The sequence below is a fragment of the Proteus sp. PR00208 genome (genome assembly GCF_016238545.1).
Classification (GTDB): domain Bacteria; phylum Pseudomonadota; class Gammaproteobacteria; order Enterobacterales; family Enterobacteriaceae; genus Proteus.
In genome coordinates this window covers 73,659-94,622 of record NZ_JAEHQE010000013.1, presented here as the reverse complement: position 1 = coordinate 94,622, position 20,964 = coordinate 73,659, and the positions used below count along the sequence as shown (strand labels likewise).

The 20,964-nt window shown below is 38.0% G+C and carries 18 protein-coding genes and 1 pseudogene; 9 read left to right on the top strand and 10 right to left on the bottom strand.

Features of this window, described 5'->3' with window-relative positions; genetic code table 11:
* Positions 1 to 21 precede the first annotated feature (21 nt).
* From JEP36_RS10675 to JEP36_RS10655, 5 genes are all read left to right on the top strand, one after another.
* Entirely contained in the window at positions 22 to 3,750 is a 3,729-nt protein-coding gene (locus tag JEP36_RS10675) for a DUF4132 domain-containing protein (protein WP_198630183.1), read from the top strand.
* A gap of 25 nt (positions 3,751 to 3,775) precedes the next feature.
* Entirely contained in the window at positions 3,776 to 4,885 is a 1,110-nt protein-coding gene (locus JEP36_RS10670) for an ATP-binding protein (RefSeq protein WP_100159446.1), read from the top strand.
* Positions 4,886 to 4,984: 99 nt separating this feature from the next.
* Positions 4,985 to 7,567 carry a DUF5682 family protein gene (locus JEP36_RS10665; RefSeq protein WP_198630182.1) on the top strand — a complete coding sequence of 861 codons (2,583 nt, stop codon included), beginning with the start codon at positions 4,985 to 4,987 and terminating at the stop codon, positions 7,565 to 7,567.
* On the top strand, positions 7,554 to 8,708 hold the full coding sequence (locus JEP36_RS10660) for a VWA domain-containing protein (protein WP_198620409.1): 1,155 nt from the start codon (positions 7,554 to 7,556) through the stop codon (positions 8,706 to 8,708). The genes JEP36_RS10665 and JEP36_RS10660 overlap by 14 nt, the downstream gene beginning before the upstream one ends.
* The gene (locus JEP36_RS10655; RefSeq protein ID WP_198630181.1) at positions 8,705 to 10,777 is read left to right on the top strand and encodes an SWIM zinc finger family protein; all 2,073 of its coding nucleotides are present in this window, start codon (positions 8,705 to 8,707) and stop codon (positions 10,775 to 10,777) included. The genes JEP36_RS10660 and JEP36_RS10655 overlap by 4 nt, the downstream gene beginning before the upstream one ends.
* Positions 10,778 to 10,848: 71 nt before the next feature.
* Here the strand turns inward: JEP36_RS10655 and JEP36_RS10650 are convergent, their stop codons facing one another.
* The 7 genes from JEP36_RS10650 to seqA form a co-directional block, all read right to left on the bottom strand.
* Entirely contained in the window at positions 10,849 to 11,592 is a 744-nt protein-coding gene (locus JEP36_RS10650; RefSeq protein WP_109373941.1) for a type 2 GTP cyclohydrolase I, read from the bottom strand.
* A gap of 222 nt (positions 11,593 to 11,814) precedes the next feature.
* On the bottom strand, positions 11,815 to 12,021 hold the full coding sequence (locus JEP36_RS10645; RefSeq protein WP_036912074.1) for a YbfA family protein: 207 nt from the start codon (positions 12,019 to 12,021) through the stop codon (positions 11,815 to 11,817).
* A 367-nt stretch (positions 12,022 to 12,388) separates the two neighbouring features.
* Positions 12,389 to 12,682 (bottom strand): type II toxin-antitoxin system RelE/ParE family toxin, encoded by a 294-nt coding sequence (locus tag JEP36_RS10640; RefSeq protein ID WP_196534164.1) that lies wholly within the window; start codon positions 12,680 to 12,682, stop codon positions 12,389 to 12,391.
* Complete coding sequence (locus JEP36_RS10635) at positions 12,675 to 12,917, bottom strand: type II toxin-antitoxin system ParD family antitoxin (protein WP_109373939.1); 243 nt, start codon at positions 12,915 to 12,917, stop codon at positions 12,675 to 12,677. The genes JEP36_RS10640 and JEP36_RS10635 overlap by 8 nt, the downstream gene beginning before the upstream one ends.
* Positions 12,918 to 13,074: 157 nt before the next feature.
* Positions 13,075 to 13,557 carry a DUF1456 family protein gene (locus tag JEP36_RS10630; protein ID WP_098943871.1) on the bottom strand — a complete coding sequence of 161 codons (483 nt, stop codon included), beginning with the start codon at positions 13,555 to 13,557 and terminating at the stop codon, positions 13,075 to 13,077.
* Between the two features lie 147 nt (positions 13,558 to 13,704).
* Positions 13,705 to 15,345: a phosphoglucomutase (alpha-D-glucose-1,6-bisphosphate-dependent) gene (pgm, locus tag JEP36_RS10625; protein WP_109373938.1), complete on the bottom strand. Its 1,641-nt coding sequence runs from the start codon at positions 15,343 to 15,345 to the stop codon at positions 13,705 to 13,707.
* 74 nt (positions 15,346 to 15,419) lie between these two features.
* Positions 15,420 to 15,971 (bottom strand): replication initiation negative regulator SeqA, encoded by a 552-nt coding sequence (gene seqA / locus JEP36_RS10620; RefSeq protein ID WP_196573948.1) that lies wholly within the window; start codon positions 15,969 to 15,971, stop codon positions 15,420 to 15,422.
* A 460-nt stretch (positions 15,972 to 16,431) separates the two neighbouring features.
* Here seqA and ybfF point away from each other — a divergent pair, with 460 nt between their 5' ends.
* From ybfF to fur, 4 genes are all read left to right on the top strand, one after another.
* A complete protein-coding gene (gene ybfF / locus JEP36_RS10615; RefSeq protein WP_198630180.1) occupies positions 16,432 to 17,214 on the top strand; it encodes an esterase in 783 nt (260 codons plus the stop codon).
* A 211-nt stretch (positions 17,215 to 17,425) separates the two neighbouring features.
* On the top strand, positions 17,426 to 17,734 hold the full coding sequence (ybfE, locus tag JEP36_RS10610) for a LexA regulated protein (protein WP_109373935.1): 309 nt from the start codon (positions 17,426 to 17,428) through the stop codon (positions 17,732 to 17,734).
* Positions 17,735 to 18,007: 273 nt separating this feature from the next.
* Entirely contained in the window at positions 18,008 to 18,535 is a 528-nt protein-coding gene (gene fldA, locus JEP36_RS10605; protein WP_004244384.1) for a flavodoxin FldA, read from the top strand.
* Between the two features lie 189 nt (positions 18,536 to 18,724).
* The gene (fur, locus tag JEP36_RS10600) at positions 18,725 to 19,171 is read left to right on the top strand and encodes a ferric iron uptake transcriptional regulator (protein ID WP_023581171.1); all 447 of its coding nucleotides are present in this window, start codon (positions 18,725 to 18,727) and stop codon (positions 19,169 to 19,171) included.
* 81 nt (positions 19,172 to 19,252) lie between these two features.
* On the opposite strand, the gene JEP36_RS10595 is transcribed toward fur, so the two are convergent.
* The 3 genes and pseudogenes from JEP36_RS10595 to JEP36_RS10585 form a co-directional block, all read right to left on the bottom strand.
* A complete protein-coding gene (locus tag JEP36_RS10595; protein WP_198630179.1) occupies positions 19,253 to 19,606 on the bottom strand; it encodes a type II toxin-antitoxin system HicB family antitoxin in 354 nt (117 codons plus the stop codon).
* Positions 19,599 to 19,876 (bottom strand): annotated as a pseudogene (locus tag JEP36_RS10590) (type II toxin-antitoxin system HicA family toxin). The gene JEP36_RS10595 and the pseudogene JEP36_RS10590 overlap by 8 nt, the downstream one beginning before the upstream one ends.
* A 61-nt stretch (positions 19,877 to 19,937) precedes the next feature.
* On the bottom strand, positions 19,938 to 20,777 hold the full coding sequence (locus JEP36_RS10585; protein ID WP_196534167.1) for a DUF817 domain-containing protein: 840 nt from the start codon (positions 20,775 to 20,777) through the stop codon (positions 19,938 to 19,940).
* Positions 20,778 to 20,964: the final 187 nt, after the last annotated feature.

The following is a 20,964-nucleotide window of genomic DNA, read 5'->3' as shown; positions in this document are numbered from 1 at the left end:
TACATAGCTTAAGGAACTGGCGTGATAAAAAAAATCTTAGACATTTTTCCAATTTTTGGGAAAAAAGACGTCGCAATTACTGAAAAACACCTCCAAGAATCCCTCGTATTACTTGCTGTATTCGATGAAGGATTACCTAAACGTGCATTAAATTATGTCCTTACAGGTGAAAACCCTGAAGTGCTTTTTGAATTAAATAAGCTGGATGCTTCAAAAGCGGCCGTTTACTTTGATAAACCCGGTACGTTAGAGTGGTGGTATGCACATGGCGTAAATACAGGAAAATACAGTAAAATTATCACGCAAGGGCTAAATGCTCGACACAAACTCTATTCTAAAGTCGGTGATGGCTTTTCAGCAGAACAAGTGGCTCGTTACGGAAAAGTGCTGGCTGCGGCTTGCCAAGATATCAATATCAAAATAACAACCAAAGAAGTGCCATCTTGGGTGCTTTATCTGCTTATTGACGTATTTTATAACACCTATGAAAATGCGCGTAATCTAAACTTAGAACACCGTAAACATTGGAATATGGCATTTATTGCCAATATGGTCGAACAAGAAGCGAATATTGCAGGTGAAAATGCCTTATTTGCTGTGTTTGATAGAAAAGACATTTCTGAATACTATGCCACTAATCTTAAACGTATTTATGAATTAGATGATCTCTCTGATTATTTAATGACGCATCAAGAATTTATCCGAAAAGAATTAATTGAAAAACTTTCAGCTAACGGCTTAGTAGAACTGATTAATTACTTAAATAAGAATACCGTATTACGTGACACCTTTGCCGATATTATCGTTTTACTTGCCACCAGCAGTTTAAAAACCGTTAAAAAAGCCGCAGAGCCAATTTTAGTCACCTTACCGCCTGAAATTGTTAAACAAAATCTTACCCATGTTTTAATGAATGGTACGCCAAAACAACGTACTCAAGCAGCAGATTTATTTGCACGCCAAGGTGAAAACCGTGATGTACTAGAAGAAGCGTTAAAACATGAAACCTCAAAATCGGTAATGAAAAGTATTGAAAGCGCCCTACTACGTTTTAATGTTGCAGAAGATGCCAATACCGTAGAGGCCATTGAGACTCCTGATTTTACGCCATTAGAAGACACGCCATTACCTGATAGCGTTCGCGATATGATGGTCAATAACTTCAATGAGATCTTAGTCAAAGCCAAAGAAAATGCTGAACGTGAAATTGAAGAAAATAAAACGGCTAAACACACTTATAATTGGGCACAACGCCATTTAAAAGATTTATCTAAAATTGATGAAAAACAGTGTCGTGCAATAGTAGATAAACTGAACAGTGGACAAGGCTCTATTCAATCAAATGAAATTCAAATCATTAAACATAAAAATCGTGTTTTAAATTTACCTGAATATACTCTATTTCATGCTGTACGTGTGATAGTGAATAATCGCCAACATGCCGATCACTTCTCCTCTCATTATTTTAATGGCGAAATTCCTGAACGCTTGTTTAGTGATATTGAATTACGCCATCTTGAAGATGTGCTGCAACGTTGCAACTTTAAAAATGCAACCCGCCTGACTGCTGCATTATGTTTAGAATCTTATGAAGATGGTTTAAAACGCTTCCGTAGACCAGAGCAAATTTGGCCTTTCTTCTCTCAACATCCAGATTATATCGCTGAAGCGCTGAATTTAATGCCAAGTCAAAGCGAGCGTCGCTATCGCCAGTTTGAAATTTCACAAGGCATTAAAGTATTAGGTCGTTTCCCTACCATTCCAGCACAATTCGTGCCTCGAATTATGGAGCTGGCATTGGGTGAAAATAAAATGCACCGCGTTTCAGCGCAGAATTTACTTGAGACACTACCAAATATTCATACAAGTGCTCAAGAAGGTTTATCTTCTGCGAAACAAGAAATTCGCGTTACCGCTATTGAGTGGTTGGCACGTTTAAAAAATCCAGAATCATTACCTGCATTGAATGCCTTATTGAAAAAAGAGAAACGCGAAGTAGTACGAGCCTCTTTATTAACAGCGTTAGAGGAACTTGGTGAAGATATCTCAAGTTATTTATCACCAAAAACGCTATTAGCTGAAGCTGAAAAAGGTCTTAAAGCCAAAGCACCTGCAAGCCTTGCTTGGTTTAACTTTGATGCTATTCCTGCATTAACGTGGGAAAACAAAAAAGCAGTTGATCCAGCGATTATTCGTTGGTGGATTATTCTGGCAGTAAAACTAAAAATGCCAGGAGGAAACGCGTTATTACAACGTTATATCGGACTGCTTTCTACCGATAGCCAACATAAACTTTCAAGCTTTATTCTGCATACCTTCGTGGCTCAGGATATTAAAGGACCAACACTTGAAGAAGCGATGTTAGAAGCGCGAAAAAATGCCCCTTCTCGCTTAACGCAATACAAAGATTGGGCTAAACGTTATCCTGAATATTATGCTAAATATGAAACCTATACTTTAGAGCAAGTGATTGAAGAGATTAAAAACGAGGTGCTACGTCGTTATTTAGGCTCTGCCATTAGTGATAAAGGTATGCTTGCCCTGATTTGTGGTATTGAAGGCCATGTTGCAGTATCTGTATTACGTAACTATATGCGTGATCACTATCAGCGCCGTGCACAAATTGAAGCCATGATTGATGCGGTAGCATCAAGCAATGATCCTATTATCATTCAGCTTCTTCTTTCATTATCACGTCGCTATCGCACCGCGTCTGTACAAGAAAAAGCCCGTAATTTAGTCACGCAAATTGCTGAGCGTAATGGCTGGAGTGCAGATGAATTAGCAGATAGAACCATTCCAACCGCTGGCTTTGATGATACTGGTACATTAGTACTGGAATATGGTGAGCGTATCTTTACCGCGAAGATGGATGCAAAACAAAAACTGGTCTTGTTTAATCCTGAAGGTAAAGAAGTTAAAGCCTTACCTGCTGCGCGTAAAAATGACGATGCAGAGCTTATCAAAGAAGCGAAAAAACTCTTCACTTCAAGTAAAAAAGAACTTAAACAAGTTATTGAGCTACAAAGTGTGCGTTTATATGAAGCCATGTGTGCTCAACGTCAGTGGTTAAGCGCAGATTGGCAAGAATATATCTTAGCTCACCCAATCATGCATAAACTGATTGAACAACTGGTTTGGCAAGAAGTGAAAGATGGCAAGGTTATCAATACATTCCGTCCTTCTGATGACGGTGCATTGCTTGATCTAGAAGATGATGAAGTGACTTTACAAAACGATTCGTTGATCCAGCTTGCTCACGCAGCATTGGTTAATGAAGATGAACGTAAGGCATGGATGGCTCATTTCAAAGATTACAAAGTGAAATTCTTGTTCTCACAAATGGAACATAAAATCCCTGAGTTAGATCTAAAACTGACTGAGATTGAAGATAGAAAAGGTTGGATCACTGATACCTTCACACTACGTGGCATTTTAACCAAAATGGGCTATCAACGTGGACCAGCTGAAGATGGTGGTTCGTTCTCTCACTATTACAAATTCTTCTCTAGTTTAAACTACTATGTAAATATCGGTTTCAGTGGTAGCTATGTTCCAGAAGAAAACATTCCAGCGGTCTTATTTGATTTGAGCTTTGAAAAAAATCAGCAAGATTACTGGGATCGTAATAATGTTGAGCTAAAAGATGTACCACCCATTCTATTAGCAGAAAGCTATGCTGATTATCTAAAAGTCGCTGAAGCTTGTGCAGGATTTGATCCTGAATGGGAAAAGAAAACACCTTGGTAAAGAATAGGGATAATTAGGAAAAAATATGGCTAAAAAAGCACCCGCAGATCAACAAGCAATTAGGGAAAGCGCTGAGGTTCGATTTGCCCAAGAGTTAGAGCGTTTAACAAAAGCTGATGCTAATAATCCTAAACCACAAGGATGGCTTCGCTCTCCTCGTGCTGTACGCCAATTTATTTTAGGTGATGATGCATTAGGCATCACACCTAAGTTTTTCGGCGATGATGCATTGGTTGATCGTGCAATTGTCACATTATTGGGTAAACAAGGTTTAATGCTGGTTGGTGAACCTGGTACAGCAAAATCAATGCTCTCAGAGCTTTTTGCTGCTGCCATCAGTGGTGATTCAGGATTAACTATCCAAGGCACTGCCGGCACAACAGAAGATCATATTAAGTATTCTTGGAACTATGCATTGCTATTAGCAGAAGGCCCAACAGAACGCGCTTTAGTGGGATCACCACTTTATCAAGGTATGTTGCAAGGTAAAATTGTTCGCTTTGAAGAGATAACCCGTTGCCCGCCTGAAATTCAGGATGTGCTGGTTTCCTTGATGTCAGAGAAACAATTGATGATCCCTGAAATGGGTGATGGTGCACGTATTAGTGCAAAACCGGGATTTAACCTTATTGGTACAGCAAACTTACGTGATCGCGGTGTTCATGAAATGTCGGCTGCATTAAAGCGCCGTTTTAACTTTGAAACCGTGAAACCTATTCGTGATCCTGCATTTGAAATTAGCTTAATCCAATCACAGCTTGAAAATGAATTAGGCTCTTTAGCAAATGAAGTCACTGTACCCGCAGATGTTGTGGAATTACTGGTCACAACATTCCAAGAGTTGCGTTCAGGTAATACGAAAGATGGTGGCAATATCAAAACACCTGATGCAGTTATGTCAACCGCAGAAGCCGTGAACATTGCTTATGCTTGTGCTTTAGAAGCACATTATTTAGGTGATGGTGTAATGAATGCAGGTGCAATTGCCCGCCAACTAATTGGTGTTGTATTAAAAGACAATGCTGATGATATCAAACGTATTCGTTATTACATGGACAACGTAGCCAGAGAGAGAGCAAGAAACAGTAAAGAGTGGAAAGCTTTCTTTGATGCATCAAAAGAGTTTTGGCAATAAAACGCTAAGACTCGTGGCTACGCATTAAAATACGTTATTTATCTATTAAAGGCAGAGTTAACTCACTCTGCCTTTTCACCCAGAAAAGGGATCGACACGGTGACGCTACCTTCAATACCTTTACCAGAAAGAATTGACCAAGCACGACTGAAATGGACGTCGTTACAGCAACAACATCTCTATTTTGCCCCTGTACGCCACCATAGCCCTGCTTGTGCTTATGCAGTTTTATCATTAATTGATTCTGTAAAACCTGATTATATTTTAATTGAAGGTCCAGATACTTTTAATTCGCTTATTCCTAGCCTAACAGATAAAGATACCCTGCCTCCTGTTGCGATTATGGGACAAGCAGAGTATTTGCATAATGATGGAAACCAAGAAGATCGTGAGAAATCACTACACTCTGCCTATTTCCCATTTTGTGAATATTCGCCTGAATGGCAAGCTTTGCGGGGTGGTTTGCGCATCAATGCCAAAACACGTTTTATCGATTTACCTTGGGCTGCACAAGTTAATAACAAAGAATATAGTGATTCACAGAGTCGTAGCTTACAAAAAGAACGTTATTTAGCACATAGCCAGTTTATCGCGCAATTAGCCAAAAAATGCCACTGTCGTGATCATGATGATGTTTGGGAGCATCTTTTTGAATTACGCAATATTGAAGCCTTAGCAGATTGGCAAACACTGTTTAATGACACCTTTATTTGGTGCGCACTAGCACGACTTGATTATGAACCTGAAGTGCTTGAATCTGAAGGCTCTTCACAACGTGAAGCACATATGCTCACTCATATTCAAGCCATCAAACAACAAGAGCCCAATGCCAAAATTTTAATCGTCACTGGGGGATTCCATACTCTTGCATTAATTGAAGGTCTAGCACATTCACAATCTCAATCTTTCGCCATTTCTAGCACAGAACAAAAGCAATTCACTAAAATGCAAAAAATGGGTGAAAATGAACAAGCTTGGCTTATTCGCTACAGTTTTGACAGATTAGATGTACTTAATGGTTATGCTTCAGGCATGCCTTCTCCCGCATTTTATCAACAAGCCTGGCAAAGTTTAATGCAACAACATCATGATAAATCAGAGAATAATGATGCGGCAAAACAACCAACTCAAGTTTATCGCAATAAAATGGGGATTGCTTTTCTAAGCTCAGTAGCTCAGGCGATCAGAGAAAAACAATTTGATAATCCACCTAGCTATTTAGCGGTAAAACTCGCAGCAGAGCAGAGTTTACGCCTCGCTTTACTAAGAGATCATGCAGGTACAGGTCGCTATGATTTACTCGATGGTTTACAAAGTGCCTTTATTAAGGGCAGTTTAGATGATAGCCAAAGCGAGTTATGGACTGAAATTAAAACCTGCTTTTCAGGCTATCTCTTAGGTAAAATTCCATTAGGTACAGCAACGCCTCCTTTAGTTAATGAAACCTATGAACGAGCTAAAGCTTTTCGTTTCAAACTGGATGATACATTAGCAAAAACCACTAAATGTGATGTTTACCGTAACCCGCAACATCGCTTAAGAAGTCGCTTTTTACATTTATTGGCTTTCTTAGAGATCCATTTTGCACACCGTGTAAATGGCCCTGATTTTCTTTCTGGTCATCAATTAGATCTGCTATTTGAAGAGTGGCAATACGCTTGGACACCCAATGTGGAAGGCGAGCTGATTTCATTATCAGAGAAAGGCTCTCAACTTGAAGCCATCGCCCTAAGTAAGCTGTTATCAATGGAAAAACAGCTTGAAGAACAAGGGCAAAGCCGTTCAAGCCAAAGTGCAGTCACGTTATTAATCCAAGCAGCATTAATTGGGCTTCACCAGCGCATACCATCACTCTTTAAACTGTTAGATAGCTATATTCAGCAAGATTTTCGTCTTGAGTCACTCACTCAATGTGGACATAAACTGATCCATTTATGGCGAGGTCGCCAATATCTTGATATTACGGATGAGCTTTCACTTGAAAATCGCCTACATCAAGTTATTCCTCAAGCTTTCTTTTGTTTAGAACAACTGGCTCAAGGTGATGAGCAACAACAAGAAAGCAATTTACAAGCTCTGCTCTCTTTGCGTGAATTGATTGAATTTATGCCATCACTCAATAATCAGCATGATTATAAAAGTGATTTCTATCAGCAACTCAATCGTCTTGATGGTCAATTAGATACCGTGCCTTTATTAAAAGGTGCGGTAGATGCATTACGTTATTTAGGTTCATATATTGACGAAAATACGTTGGTCACCGCGCTAAATACGACCTTTAGCACAGGTAGTTCTCCCGAACATGCCATTGGTTATTTTGTCGGGATGATGCGAACTGCACCAGAGCTAGTTATTCGCTTACCGTTATTAGTCGATCACTTAAATACTTTGTTACAGCAATGGGATGAAGAACGATTTATTCAGATCTTACCTGATCTGCGTTTTGCCTTTAGCCAACTTAATCCCAAACAAAATGCAGAGCTTGCACAATATATTGCCAACGATATTGGTTTAGATACGCAAGCGTTATCTTTGTGGCAGTCAGACTTTAGCGCCAAACAGATGATTGAAGCCACCAAGCTCAATCAAAAATTACAACAGCGAATAATGGAACAAGGCATGCTTTCTTGGTTTGATGCTAAGAAAATAGAGAAAGGAGATACGACTCATGAGTCAGCATAATGACGATATGCCTGAAGATAAAATAAAACAAGCAAAACGCTGGCGCCTGATTTTAGGTCAATATGCTGATGATGCTCTTGGACAAGCCACTTTTAATACTGATGATTTAAAAGTGGAGCGCACGCTCGATTTTCTCTATCGCCGTGAATATCAACGCCGAGGATTACGCCAAGAGCGAGGACGTCATGGATCACTCGATGCTTCTCAACTCACCGCGGTGAACTGGCTTAATCAAGCACGTAAGCTATTCCCTAATAGCACATTTGAACGCATGCAATCACAGGCGATTGAACGCTATCAAATTAGTAGCTTTCTTAAAGATCCCAATACGTTAAAAGCGATGGAGCCAACAAAAGCATTAGCTAAAACATTATTAAGTTTACGTGGACGCATGAGTGAAGAAACACGAGATGCGGTTAAAACCATTATTCGTAAAGTGGTTGATGATATTTTACGTCAAATTCGCAATAACTTTCGCCAATCATTAACAGGTCGCCGTAACCGTTTTAGACGCTCTTTAGTACCAAATAGTCGCAACTTTGATTGGCGCGCAACTATCGCGGCGAATTTAAAACATTACGATACTCAAAATCGCCGTTTAGTCATTGAAACACCTTATTTTAACTCACGGATGCAACAGCACTTTCCATGGGATGTTATTCTTTGTGTTGACCAAAGTGCGTCAATGTCTAGCTCAATTATGTATGCCGCTGTTTGCGCCAGTATTTTAGCTTCATTACCTGCTGTTAATGTCTCTTTAGTAGTTTTTGATACCCAAGTTGTCGATTTATCACATTTAGCAGACGATCCCGTTGAAGTTTTAATGACTGTACAATTGGGAGGCGGTACTGATATTGCAGGTGCAATGCAATATTGCGAAAGCTTAGTCAAAAATCCTAAACGTACGGTTATTTCACTTATCAGTGACTTTGAAGAAGGTGGATCATTAAACCGCTTATTAGATTGCACACAACGCCTTAATAGCCAACAAGTTAAATTATTAGGGCTTGCGGCACTTGATGATGAGGCTCAACCTGTTTATGACTCTGCAATTGCTCAGAAACTTGCAGACAGAGGCATGCAAGTTGCAGCGTTAACACCTGAACATTTCGCACAATGGTTGGCAGAGGTAATGCAATGAGTTGGCAAACTGTTTACTTTCATTACGATGAAGATGCGCTCACTGTATTTGCTAATGCAGGATTATTAAGACGCGCAAAAAAAGATGTTGATAACGAAAAAGTTTCACTCACTGATGCCAATACAGGGCAGTTTAGTAGTGATGGACAAAATGTTGTTTTACATGAAGCGGGGATCCAACAAGCCAGTTGTGATTGTTCGGCATCAGGTTGTTGTAAACATATTTTAGCTGCCGTTTTATGGTTACAAGCCAATAATAGTGCTGATAATTCAAATGACGATAAGAGTGGTGAAGCATCATCAGAAGCCATTACTGAACAGGTTGAAATCGCCCCTCTGTTACCCACGCTATTTGCTCTTGAGCCGGAAGTATTAATCAAAAAAGCAGGAAAACCCGCCTGTCGTGCGGCCATTAAATTAGTTGAGCAGTGGGAAACAACAACATTAAATTTAGAAGACACAGGGACACAGTTAAAAATTCAACTCCCTGATGTTGATGAGCCTGTTATTTTCTTACAAGGTAGTGGTTACGATGGCATGTTATCGCCTTTTTCTGACTCACAGAAAAAAGCATTCCACCTTGCTATTGTGGCTAAAATATTTGAACAACATGCTCAACCTTGGGTTTGGCCTGAAGATTTAATCATTGTGCAATCTTCAAAACGCCCTCTTAATGATGAAGAGTCAGCGTTAATAACAACCATTGAACAGTTTATTTATGATCTCTTACGCCAAGGGTTATCACATATCAGCTTAAGCAGTGCCACACAGTTGCACTTATTGAATATGTCGGCTCGAGCAGAGGGTTTACCTCGTTTAGCGTCTTATTTGCGAACATTAAGCACCCAAGTCAAACTATTGGCAGAAAGACATTTCACTATGGATGAAAGCAATGTCTTGCGCTTATTGGCTCATATTTCAGCCTATCTATTCCAATTATCCAATGCGACACCTGAACAGTTAAAAGTATTACGAGGACAACTTCGTCGTCAATATGACGATAAAAAAACGAGTCTCTCGCTGATTCCAATTGGTGCAAACTGGTGGACAGCACAAAGTGGTGCATTAGGAGCAACCTTTACCTTTTGGGATAGAGAAGAGAAGCAGCTCTTACAAGCGACACAAGCACGCCCTAATCAACTTGATACTCTGTTTAACCGTTATAGTGTTTGGAATAGTTTATCGTTATGGAAACAAACATCCGATAAGTTAATGCGCCGCCCTTTTTTATTACAAGAGCCTCGTATTTCTGATGAAGGAAAACTGGCGACTATTGGCGAAAGTTTTGCTCAAAGCCAAACTGATTTTCTTGATATTACGGATTACCAAAATCTACAAACTGAATTAGGGTTCAACAATTGGCAAGCGTTGCCGGACTATTTTGCTAATCAACCTGAAGGATTTCTTTCGCCTCTCGTCTTACATATCAAAAGCTATAAGCCATTAATTTGGTATGAAATAGAACAGTGCGTTATTTGGGATGTTTCAGATAATCATGACAATTCAGCCTTCTTACGTCTTTATTGGGAAGGAACGATGCAAAATAATCTGGAAGAATTACGTTATCTCACTAAACGAGAATTAGAGATAGTTGCAGTCACGGTACAGCCTGTTCGACGTGATTTAAATATGGATTTATTGCCAACGACCATTTGGCTTAAAACGACAAAAGGTATTGAACTGTTTTATCTCGATTTTGACCAATTTCCGCGTAAGAAAAAACAGTCTGAGTTTATTAGCCGTATTCAAGAATATATGGCTAAACGTAAACAACAAACGGCGATGCATCACAGCGAGCCGACCTTGGCACAAAAATTCTGTCGCCCTATTTTGTCAGTATTAGAAGCCCAAGCATGTACTGGGAGAGAATTGCTTTCTGAAATGCAAAAAGAGCAGTTAGAGATAAGCAAGCATACTGCTGACGATTTAGGAATGACATTAATTGCCAACCAATTAGCTCGTTATCTGACATTAACGACACGAGATCCACAAGCTTTATTACAGTTAATTTGGCTATGCGATAATCTGCAACAATTACAAAGCCCATTACCCATTCAGCTTAATGAGTAATAAGTAGTAATAAGCAAAAAGCTATCTCTCTTTAATTAGAGAGATAGCTTATAGGATAAGAATAAATAGGCTTATGCTGGATTATCAATATCGACAAATGTCACATCGAAGTGATGTGTTTGAGCAAGCCATTCACCTAATGCTTTAATACCATAACGCTCTGTCGCATGATGTCCTGCTGCAAAAAAATGAACGCCCATTTCTCTTGCAATATGAATAGTTTGTTCCGAAACTTCACCAGTCACAAAAGCATCCACCCCCTGCTCTGCTGCATCTTGAATAAAGCCCTGTCCGCCGCCTGTACACCAAGCAATATTACGAATAGTTTCAGGTGCATTATCACCACAATGCAATACATTGCGTTGTAATGCTTTTTCTAAACGTGCTTTTAATTCAAGAGGTGTTAAAGGTAAATCAAACACACCTTTAGGCACTAAAGGTAATATTTCACCTTCAACTTTAACGCCCATTTTTAACGCTAACTGAGCGTTGTTACCTAAGATTGGGTGAGCATCTAACGGCAAGTGATAACCAAAAAGATTAATGTCATTACAAAGTAATGTCTTTAAGCGATTACGCTTCATTGAGCGAATAACAACAGGCTCATTTTTCCAAAAGTAACCGTGGTGTACTAAAATTGCATCCGCGTTTAATCGTACAGCTTCATCAAGTAATGCTTGGCTTGCCGTTACACCCGTTACTATTTTTTGAATATGAGGGCGTCCTTCGACTTGAAGTCCATTAGGTGCATAATCTTGAAAGTTTTCAATGCTTAACTTCTCATTAATCACTAATTCCAGATCAGTATTCTTCATTTCATTTATTTCCCTGTTATCACGAATGCCACTATTTATCTAACAATAAGATAAATAGCAATAGATGAATCGCCTTCGTTTAAATGACTCATTACTGTTTATTGTAACGTAAAAATTGAAGGTTATTTACAGATAAGGAAAAACAAGAAGGTAGCACCAAAAAAGTGCTTAAAGAGGGATAAGAATAACGCCTACTTTTGCAGGCGTTATCTTAATATTCTGTTATTTGTGACTATTTAGTGCCACTTCTGATTTTGCCAACCAAACGGGTTTATCACTTGTTTTAGACCATACACGGTGTATATAGCTATAAAATTGTGCGCGTTTAGGATGAAAAATCATAACAGGAAATGCCACAACACCTAGCGCAACAGCACCAGTACGACGGGCTAAAACATGTTTTTTTGTATATTCGTTATAAGCTGGCATAGTGCTCTCCTGTATAGAGATTAATTTGATGACTGAAATTTTACCTCATTTGATGAAATTTTACTACTGATCAGACCACTTAATTCGTGCGAAAAATCACCTTTATTTTGCTTGATATGTAATTAAATTTCATAATGAAAACAAAAAAGAAACAAAAATGACATAGTTATTAACAAAGTAAGATCAGTATTTTTACTTAATTAAGTTCATAATAAATAATTTCAGCCATATATTATCAGAAAGGAAAAAAATCAAACCGGTGAGGAGATATGAGATATTCGAGAATGAGGTTTACTGCTAAAAATACAGATCCACTGCTAAATAGTATTATGATGAACAATATATTCAACAGTGAATAATTAAATATTTATTCAGGAAAATCAAGAGAATCAACATCCATTGAATGGTGAATAAGGCGAGCAATAAATAAGGTATTATTCTTTGGTAGATAATAGATTGAGTGTTTTTTAAACTCCAATCGTCTCATACCATTACACACCCAACTACACTCTCGCCCAATCCAGGGTGCTCTAGCAAGTAGCTCAAATGTCCGTTTCAAGTCATCATGATATTTCTTTGCCTGAATTACACCAAATTGTTGTATGGTATAACGCGCAATTTGATAAATATCTTCTTCTGCTAACTCAGAAAGTTTATACATTTAAATCCTTTTCAGCTCTTGCAAAAATATCATCCATGTTATTTTTACTTTCTGGTGAATTCACACCATCTAGCACCATTTTACGAACTATTTGGATCCGTTCTTCTCTAATTTCCATCATACGTAAAGCGTCTCTTATTACTTCAGAGGTATTTCCATAACGTCCTGAGTTGATCATTTCACCAACAAAGCCATTAAAGTGTTCACCCAAAGTCACACTAGTTACTCGAGCCATAAATCCTTCCTACATTGTATTACTTAGTAATACAACATTAGCAGTAAATTCATTCTTTCGCCAGTTAATACCATAAAAAAATACCCCAAAATCGAAAACCAATTTTGGGGTATTATTTAATAAATAGAGAATTTTATATCTTAAAATACCCTAAACTTTATTTCTTAACCGTTTTGCCTTTACCGCGTAGGGTTTCGGTTAACCCTTTAAGGAAATATCTCACGAGTTGATCGCCACAGTTACGATAGTTTTTATGTCCAGGCTTACGGAATACTGCACTGAGTTCTGGCTTAGAAACACGGAAGTCTGCAAGCTCATAAATCTTTAAAATATCAACATCTTTTAACTCAAAAGCGACACGCAGTTTTTTTAAGATAATATTATTGGTTATACGTTTTTCAACTTCAGGTGCTGGAAAATTCTCATCTTTGCCACGACGATAAAAAATTAGACCATTTAAAAAATGCCCCATCGCATTATCGTCACACTCAACAAATTCAGGCTCATCGTCTTTTTTCAGCCAACTATTTACTAACTCTTTTGTGACTGTGAAATCAGCCAGTTTCATGATTTCAACAACATGTGCATCACTTAGATCCAGCATGTAACGTACACTTCGTAAAACAAAATTATTTTGCATTGTATTGATTATCCACTCTATTTTTAATTCTAAATCAACCTCAATGATGGATATCAATGCTGTGATCTAAAAATATTCAATAATTAAAAAAATACACTCTACCTTTAGGTAGAGTGTTATTCTATATAAATAGTTTATTGTACTAACTTATTTGTTAGCAAAAACATTATTTACTATTTCAATGGCTTCTTTTTCAATTAATTCACGATGCTCAGGGCCACGGAAGCTTTCACAGTAAATTTTATAGGCTTCTTCAGTGCCAGAAGGACGAGCCGCAAACCAACCGTAATCGGTCATTACTTTTAAGCCACCAATAGATGCACCATTACCTGATGCATGTGTTAAACGTGCAGTAATTGGATCACCTGCTAAGGTGCTTGCAGTCACCATTTCAGGTGATAAACGTGATAACAACGCTTTTTGTTCATGGGTTGCTGATGCTTGAATACGGTTATAGCTTGGTGAACCAAAACGTTGTGCTAATTCGTTGTAATGCTCTTGCGGATCTTTACCTGTTACTGCTTTCATTTCAGCAGCCAACAGACATAAAATGATACCGTCTTTATCAGTTGACCAAGGTTTACCATTAAAGCGTAAGAAAGATGCACCTGCACTCTCTTCACCACCAAAGCCAAACTCACCACTAAATAAGCCTTGAACAAACCATTTAAAGCCAACAGGCACTTCAACTAATTCACGACCTAAATCTGCTACAACACGGTCAATCATTGCACTTGAAACCAGTGTTTTACCCACTTTTACATCTTTAGCCCATTGTGGACGATGACGAAAAAGATAGTTAATTGCAGCCGCTAAATAGTGGTTAGGATTCATTAAACCAGAAGGTGTCACAATACCATGGCGATCGTAATCAGGATCGTTAGCAAAGGCTAAATCAAATTTATCACGTAATTGTAATAAGCCTTCCATTGCCCATGGTGATGAACAGTCCATACGAATAACACCATCGTGATCAAGCGTCATAAAACGGAATGTCTGATCAACTTGATCGTTAACTAATTCAAGATCAAGATCATAATACTCACCAATACGTTTCCAGTACTCAATGCCTGAACCGCCTAATGGGTCAACACCTAATTTTAAGCCCGCTTTCTTAATTGCTTGCATATCAACAACGTCACCTAACGCTTTGACATAAGGCATAATTAAGTCTTGTGCTTGAATATAACCACTTGCTAATGCTTCATCATAAGAAAGACGATTGATCCCTGCTAAATTGTTCTCAAGCAGTTCATTGGCACGTTTTTCAATCACTGAAGTTAAATCGGTATCAGCAGGTCCACCATTTGATGGATTATATTTAATACCGCCATCTTCGGGTGGATTATGAGATGGAGTGATCACGATACCATCAGCAATATCTTGATGTGCTTCGTTGTATGTCAAAATAGAAAAAGAAACTGCCGGTGTTGGTGTATAGCCATTATTTTCTTGAATAATCACTTTAACTTTATTGGCAGCAAGTACTTCTAAAACAGAAATAAATGCAGGCTCTGACAGTCCATGAGTATCTTTACCCACGTAACATGGCCCTGTTACTCCATTCTTAGCACGTACTTCAGCAATAGCCTGCGCAATTGCCAGAATATGTGCTTCATTAAAGCTATGGCGATTTGCACTTCCACGATGACCAGATGTACCAAATTTCACACGATGAGCGTTATTGCTAGCTTGTGGTTTAAGTGAATAATATTGAGACGTTAATTGCGCCACATTAATCAGATCACTTTGACGAGTATGCTGCCCTGCTCTTGGATGAATTGCCACAAATCTTCTCCTATTTGACATCACAATCACGCTTTAAACAAAAGCCTTTGCAATGCATCAATTAACAATAGTGGTTAGATAGTTCCACACACCTTATCAATCTCATTTGCAGGGAATTGCATATCCTGCATGATGCTTTGTACCATCGTTCTCTTACGCTCTGTGTTCGAGTTAGTGATAACCCAAAACGGCGTGCCTGAAATATGGCGCGGTTTTGTATGACGCCCACTATCGAGCAATGTTTGTTCATCACCAGCAAAATAGATGCGTGTTCGTCCATGTACTGTTTCAGCAGATTGAGTAAAAGTAGCGCTATCTAGGCTATATAACGTAGAAAGGATCTGTAAAAAACGATCAACTGATTTTGTTTTTTCTGCGTAACTGTCAGATAACAGCAGTTCTCGCATTTCACGGATCGGATTTTTTGCTGGTGTTATAGGTGTAGGTTCAGCTTCCTGTTTAATAACAGGTACTTGTACTGACTCAGTGACAACGACTGGTTGTACGGGCTGTTTGGCATCGAGCTTCAGTAGACGCCTTAAAATATCTGAAGCGCTTTCACCGATATGTCTAGTTTCGCTAGCAATATAGCGGTAAAGTTCGTCATCAATTTCTATCTTTTTCATTGCTACCCAGTACTATTTTCAAAAAAAAGTAATTAGGATTATAAGATATAATCTTTAAAAACAAAATAGGCAAAATTTCAATAACTTAAAGAGGATCTATTCAAGATCCTGCCATTTTAAAGGCTAAGCTCGGTATTTATCCTATTGTTTATCTTGGTATCATCTTCTATTCTTTGAACTTATTCGCACAAAGCCAGTTTTAAACGCCGCTATATCACACTACCCCAGCCCCCAAATAATATAAAATTCTAATTATTTATTTTTGAGCAATGTCAAGATTTCAACTTTTTGAATAAATTTGAAATATACATCTGGATAATGGCATTTTTATGGTTTTTTATAAATTTCTCTTATCAATTATTTCTGAACTTCATTACTCTTTCATATTATTGCGATAAGTTGGCTTAGCATCTTGTGCATGTCATCATAGAAGAAAATCGCAATCATCTTGGTCATTAATATGAAACTCAATACATTACTAAATTATCAATTACACCAACCTGAAACGACACCTGTATCTAATTTACCTATCGTCTTGATCCATGGCCTCTTTGGTGATCTCAATAATTTAGGTGTTTTAGGTCGTGCACTTCGTCAAGATAATACCGTGATACAAATTGATGTGCGTAACCATGGACACTCTCCTCATAGCGAAAGTATGAATTATCAAGATATGGCGCAAGATGTGCTCGCATTGCTTGATAGTTTAACTATCTCAAAAGCCATTATTATTGGGCACTCAATGGGAGGCAAAATTGCGATGGCGATGACAGCATTAGCTCCCGAACGTATTGCAAATATTGTTGTGATTGATATGTCACCCGTTGCTTATAACGTTCGCCGCCATGACAAAATTTTTGCAGCGCTTGAAGCCGTAACAGAAGCTAAAGTCACACGTCGTCAAGATGCTGTGGAAATAATGCGTCCTTTTATTAAAGAGGAAGGTGTGATCCAATTTTTACTCAAATCATTCAAAAATGGTGAGTGGCTATTTAATTTACCTGCAATAAAAAATGCTTATTCAGACATTATTGGCTGGCAAGAGGTGCCTGCTTGGCATCATCCTGTATTATTTATTCGTGGCGGTTTATCACCTTACATTTTAGATGAGTATCGTGAAAACATCGCTCGTCAATTTCCTCTCGCGACTGCCTTTGTTGTCGCAAACACAGGGCATTGGGTGCATTCAGAAAAACCAGATACCGTTATTAAGGCCATTCGTCGTTTTTTAGAGAAAACTTAATTAATAAACTTAACTGCTTAAAATAACGTCACTGAAAAATGATAATTTACTAGAATGTATAATTATTGTGCTTAAAAATAGCGTCTGTTGATAAAAAGACCAAATCACAATAAGTTAAACTCAGGAAGCAGTGGCGAGACATCACTATGTGGGGTATTATTGGGCGTTTCGCAATTTAGTCATTGGTATACGCCCTTTCACAGCAAAATTTATGGCAAAAGAACAAACTGATCGCACCACACTGGATTTGTTCGCAGATGAACGCAGACCTGGGCGACCTAAAACAAACCCGCTTTCTCGGGATGAACAGCTTAGAATTAATAAACGCAATCAATTAAGACGTGACAGAGTTAATGGTTTACGTCGAGTTGAGTTAAAATTAAATGAAGATGCTGTAAATGCTCTCAATGAGTTGGCGACAGAAAGAAACGTCAGTCGTAGTGAACTTATTGAAGAAATATTACTAGAGCAATTGGCGCAAAATAACGCCTTAAAAATGCATCAAAACAAGAATAGCTAGCAGATAAACCACACAAATTCGACAGAATTAGCCTGCTATTTTCGTCAAAATACGTTTTTAGTTTTCTATTATGAAAACACAATGCTTATCTTTCACTAGTAATTGTTCAAACACAGACAAATATACTCTAAATATTTTGAAGTGTAGCTAGGTGACAAGTGAATGAATCACTAGAAACATACAAGAAGTATGTGACTTGTGGAAATATACGTAGTCAATAACGCTACAATTTGAAATATAACGAATTTAGAATAAAAGAGGTTATCTCACTTTATGGCAATCATAGGAATATTCTTCGGCAGTGATACTGGCAACACTGAAAATATTGCCAAAATGCTTCAAGAAAGACTGGGCGCTGATAATGCCGAAGTTCATGATATTGCAAAATCCAGTCAAGAAGACATCGAAGCGTTCGATATTCTGTTACTAGGTATTCCTACTTGGTATTATGGTGAAGCACAATGTGATTGGGATGATTTTTTCCCAACACTAGAAGATATTGATTTCAATGGTAAGCTTGTTGCACTATTTGGTTGTGGTGACCAAGAAGACTATGCAGAATATTTCTGTGATGCAATGGGTACTATCCGCGATATTATTGAACCTCGTGGTGCAGTTATCGTAGGACATTGGCCAACCGAAGGTTATCATTTCGAAGCCTCTAAAGGGCTTGCAGATGATAATCATTTTATCGGTCTTGCGATTGATGAAGATCGTCAACCAGAATTAACCGAAGAGCGTGTTGACGCTTGGGTTGCTCAAATCAAAGAAGAAATGAGCCTAGACGAAATTTTGGGATAATATAAATACTCAATATTGAGAATGATAATTATTCAATGGTGTGCTAAGATAGTGTGATAGGTGGGGTGTTTATTTTTAAATATCATGCCTATAATCAATGAGGTTATTTATTCACCCGAGTATTAATGAATAAAGCCCATTTGTGAGCACAAAAATTAAATTCACCATTAGCAACAGGATTAAATCCGCATGACCGACAATAATAAAGCGTTAAAAAATGCTGGGTTAAAAGTTACACTTCCTCGCTTAAAGATCTTGGAAGTGCTCCAGGATCCTGAGTGCCATCATGTCAGTGCTGAAGATCTCTACAAAAAACTTATCGATATCGGTGAAGAGATTGGTCTGGCAACAGTGTATCGCGTCTTAAACCAATTTGATGATGCTGGTATTGTTACCCGACATAATTTTGAAGGTGGTAAATCAGTATTTGAATTAACTCAACAACACCATCATGACCATTTAATTTGTCTTGATTGTGGCAAAGTTATTGAGTTTACAGACGATGCAATTGAATTACGCCAAAGAAATATCGCTGAACGTCATGGTATCAAACTTTCCAATCATAGCCTTTATTTATATGGCCATTGTGCTGAAGGTAATTGTAAAGAAGATAGCCACGCACATGATGAGAAATAATTCATTCTGGATAATCTCTCAGTAAAAAAAAGGAACTGTGAACAGTTCCTTTTTTATTGCCCTATGTTATGAACCCAAATATTATCGTGTAACTAGTTCACGCTCTAATAACTGGACAATAAACTGATTTTTTGAGATTGCATGTGCTGCAACGGTTGCATTCAATCGAGTTTCTAACCAAGCAGGATAACGTAATGTAAATGCTTTAAGTTTATCTTCCTCTTTAAAAGGCGTAATTCCTTCTTCAATGCAAGTTTCAACAAACTCCGTTAAGGAAATAACCCCTTCTTTTTGTAATCCATCAATACTATCAGCCACAAAATCACAATATCCATTTACATCTAAAAATTGTCCTCTGAAGGCTTTAATTTCAGATTCATAAACAACTGATGCTGGATGCCCACTTATTATCATGATATTCGTACTTTTAATCATGCTTTACTCCTATCACATTCTCAAACCATTCACGTAGACCATTTACAGAGCCTTTATCCATAACATTCTCAGGATGAGGTTGGTGTGTTTGATAAACAGATCCCATTAAAATAAATTTTCGTCTAGAGCCATTACCATTTTTAACTTTCCCACCAAGATTATTTATTAGGCTCTTTACATCATCCACTTAATTCCTGACTTTGGAGGCACTGTTAGTATATCAGCGAGTGTCTTATAGTGTTTGGAACTCAGTTCGTTGGTCTTTATCATCATTCATTCCATTGACGTCAACATATGACGTCATCTTAAAAAGAACATAATCTATAACAATTCACTTCGCCACACTAATACTGTGTTTGATATGTTTTAAATGCACCACTATCGTAAAAGTAACGATAACTAACAGTGACCAAGAGCCCCACTTCCCTGCATGCACGGCAGACCAAGCACCAATTTGGTTTGGATATTGCCAAACACCGAAGAACGTACCAAAATTCTCAGCAAGCCAAATAAAGAAACCAATCAGAACAAAAGCAAGTAATAAGGGCATTTTTCGCTCTGTATCATAAGGCGTAAAATAAACCACACTACGAGCATAAAGACCTAAAATAAAGGCTGTTAAATACCAACGATAATCACCAATAAAATGATGAGAAAAGAAATTAATATAAATCGCAAGTGCAACCAATGTTGCCAGCCAATAAGGTGGGTAATGTTCAATTCGTACCTTTAAAAAACGCCATGCTTGAATTAAATAACTCCCCACAGCCGAATACATAAAGCCTGTAAATAATGGGACTTCCCACAATTTTGTGTAAGCAAAATCAGGGTATTTCCATGAACCAATTGCCGCTGATGTTTTAAATAACTCCATCACAAAACCAACAATGTGGAAAAAACAAATCGCTTTTAATTCATCCCATGTTTCTAACTTTCCCCACACCATCCATAATTGAAAAGCGATAGCGAGAATAAGAAGCACATCATAACGAGGTATACCAAAAACACCGTTGCTTGGTGTTGCAAATAAAATAAAAAAGAAAAATCCTGCAAATAAACAAGAACGTGCCTCTTTCACACCAAAAAAGAGAAATTCAACAACAAATCGTTTTATACCTTTAAAGGGCTTCAATGGTGGTTCTAATAAAAAATCATCCAATCGCTTTAACATGTTTCTTCCTGAAAACTCGCATTATCGAACAGCCTTCAATGCAGAATAATAAATAAGGTGAGATAAAATGAATGGCAAGAAATTTGCCATAGAATAAAAAAACGTACAAGGATGAAAAGGACGAAAAAGAAAGGAATGAAAAAATAAAGGTATTTACCCCCCACTACGATACCCACTCTGACTGCCT